Below are 2,633 nucleotides of genomic sequence, written 5' to 3' on the forward strand. Positions count from 1 at the left end.
AGGAATAAACTTGGGAGAAGATTCTGTTCTCGGTTTTCATCTTGTAGGGATTCTTGCTTTTTCCCTATCTACCCAGATCTTTTTCTTTTTGGCAACCCTTGTCTTGTCAGGTTTTGACCCACTTGTGTCCGTCAGTCAGATTTTATGGGCTTTATGGGTTACTTCTCCTCCAAACAATTAATCTAGATAATTTTCCCTCTCTTATGGGATATTTAAGCAATTCTTGGCAAATTTCTTCTGGTTATTCCAGTGCGATGAGTATTGTAGGAAATTACCAGCATTTACTCATTGCCTTGCTCTGCTTTGCCTTAAGTTTGCTTTTAATGTCTCTGGCAATTATATAGCGGTAAGCGCTTGAGTGAGATACAGACCAAGCTTTGCCTAGCATGGTTTATAGCTCGTGACACTGTACCTCATACGACTGCACACCGCTATAGACCAAAACCCTAGTCTCGCTATTGCCTATATTTTTCCTATATTTTTATCATTTAAGCATGGATTTGTTAGGCAAGATGCTCACGTTGTTGTTTTTACACTTGTGGTTATTGTCTCAGCTTCTCTCTATACAATAATTATTAAAAATTCTCGGTTTAAGAAAATTGCTTATTGTTCTTGGGGAATAATTTTTTTGGGATGTATTATTATCACCTCTAGTCCTAATTGGACTATATTGGAAAATGCTGGCCAGTGGAGTAATTTCAGTCCCGATAGAGTGGTTAATAATATCGGGGTTGTCATTTCCTCTATGCTTAATCCCACAGAATTAAAAATGCGAGGTGAAAGGAGTACAACTAAAAATTTACAAGTCATTGCTGCCGCTACCAAAATACCCGATTCTGTGCTGGAAAAAGTGCAAGGCAAAACTATTGATATAATTCCCTGGGAATTTTCACTTATTCCGGGCAATCAGCTTAATTGGAAACCGAGGCCGATTATTCAATCCTATTCTGCTTATACAGAAAAACTGGATGAACTAAATTATCAAAGCTTATCTCAATCTCCCAGAGATTATCTGATTTATCACTTTCAAGCTATTGATGGCAGACATCCTTTTTTTGATGAACCTAATGCCTTTTCCTATGTGGTTTGTAATTATCAACTTGACTCGGTAAATTCGCCCTTCCAAGTCCCCGCAATCAAAACCAACTTTTATCTTCTAGAAAAACAAAAAGTCAGTCGTTGCATTCCAACCCCTCTAGGAGAGACTACTAATGTTACTTGGGATCAAGTCTATGAATTACCTACTCGTAATAGTGGGATTACTCGTGTTCAAGTTAAATTTGAATATTCTTGGTTGGGTAAAATAGTCAAACAACTCTTTAGAATCCCTCCCGTGATAATTAACGTTAATTATCTCGATGGAACTCAAGCCAATTTTCGCTTTCTTCAAGACAATTCAGCTAATGGAGTTATACTTAGTCACCTACCAAGAAATGATCAGGAATTAATGGCATTTTTTCAAGGAAAATTACCACCACAAGTCAAATCTTTTAGCTTTTCTGTCAGTAATCCTCTGCTATTCTCCCCAGAAATAAAAGTAACGCCTTTTTGGGAAGTTGACACTGGTTCATAATCTTTCTTGAACCTTGAAAAGCGGTTAATATCTCTGGAAAATGGAGAATAGGGAACTCGAATCCCTGACCTCTGCGGTGCGATCGCAGCACTCTACCAACTGAGCTAATTCCCCATATATAGGCCATAATAGCATTTTTGAGCAGAAAATCCTAGTAACTGGCAAGGGATCGAGGGGCAAAAAATCGAGCGGCTTGCCTCTGGAAAACTTTAAAATAGAAAAAGTAATCTTGAGGATGATAACCAATGGCGATACTACGCTTAGAGAATGGGACAACCTATACCCAGTTAGCCGATATTAGTCTGGAATTGGCCAAATTAAATGTCACTTTAAACTATTGGCCGATCGAAAACGAAGCCACTCGTCAGCTACTTAAGCAAGCTTCTCTCACTGACGAAGAAAAAGAAATAGTTTTAACCAGCTTAGACGGTTATTTTGAGCAACTTAAACAAGAAGCGGGTTATCAAGCTAGAGATTTAATCGTTTTACACCCTGAAATTGCCAATCTCGACACTTTACTGGCAAAGTTCGAGCGCTGTCACACCCACGCTGACGATGAGGTGCGTTATATCATTGATGGGGAGGGGGTTTTTGGCTTTGTCTTTGCCGATGGTTCTCAGGGGGAATTAACTATTCAACCTCAAGAATATATCAATGTTCCCGCCCATAGCGAACACTGGTTTTACCTCACTGCCAGTAAACGAGTTAAAGCAGTGCGTTACTTCACCAGTACCGCCGGATGGGTTCCCGAATATACGGAGACTATCATTCGTTTTCCTAGTTTAACACCTACTAAAAACCTGTTGGTATCTAATAATATCTTATTAGACTAACAGTTTTGGGGCATCGGTGACTCCCCGTGAGTTTGACTGTTTGAAAAAACTACTGGTAGAGAAGCAGATTTGACTTTCCTGCCTTTGCTGGGGGGAGATTCCCCCCTTCTAGTTCGGGAAACTGCTAATTGCAGTGCCTCTAGGACTTTCGCTGGTTCAAACATTTGGTGTCGGGAGATATTCTGTTCACTTAAGAGCTTACAGAGTTTCCCCCATTGACCCCATGA

2 protein-coding genes, 1 tRNA gene and 2 pseudogenes are annotated in these 2,633 nt (G+C 39.8%); 3 read left to right on the forward strand and 2 right to left on the reverse strand.

Annotated features, from left to right (window positions below; all coding sequences use genetic code 11):
• Positions 1-181 (forward strand): annotated as a pseudogene (locus tag IM477_RS09085) (hypothetical protein); the annotation flags it as partial.
• A gap of 219 nt (positions 182-400) precedes the next feature.
• A complete protein-coding gene (locus tag IM477_RS09090) occupies positions 401-1,573 on the forward strand; it encodes a hypothetical protein (protein ID WP_287731437.1) in 1,173 nt (390 codons plus the stop codon).
• Positions 1,574-1,614: 41 nt separating this feature from the next.
• Here IM477_RS09090 and IM477_RS09095 read toward each other — a convergent pair.
• A tRNA-Ala gene (locus IM477_RS09095) sits at positions 1,615-1,687 on the reverse strand.
• Between the two features lie 131 nt (positions 1,688-1,818).
• Here IM477_RS09095 and IM477_RS09100 point away from each other — a divergent pair.
• Positions 1,819-2,406 (forward strand): 1,2-dihydroxy-3-keto-5-methylthiopentene dioxygenase, encoded by a 588-nt coding sequence (locus IM477_RS09100; protein WP_287731438.1) that lies wholly within the window; start codon positions 1,819-1,821, stop codon positions 2,404-2,406.
• Here IM477_RS09100 and IM477_RS09105 read toward each other — a convergent pair.
• Positions 2,403-2,633, reverse strand: a pseudogene (locus tag IM477_RS09105) (IS200/IS605 family accessory protein TnpB-related protein); the annotation flags it as partial. The gene IM477_RS09100 and the pseudogene IM477_RS09105 overlap by 4 nt on opposite strands.

Origin of the sequence: Microcystis sp. M090S1 (assembly GCF_020246295.1) — a bacterium.
Lineage (GTDB): Bacteria > Cyanobacteriota > Cyanobacteriia > Cyanobacteriales > Microcystaceae > Microcystis > Microcystis aeruginosa.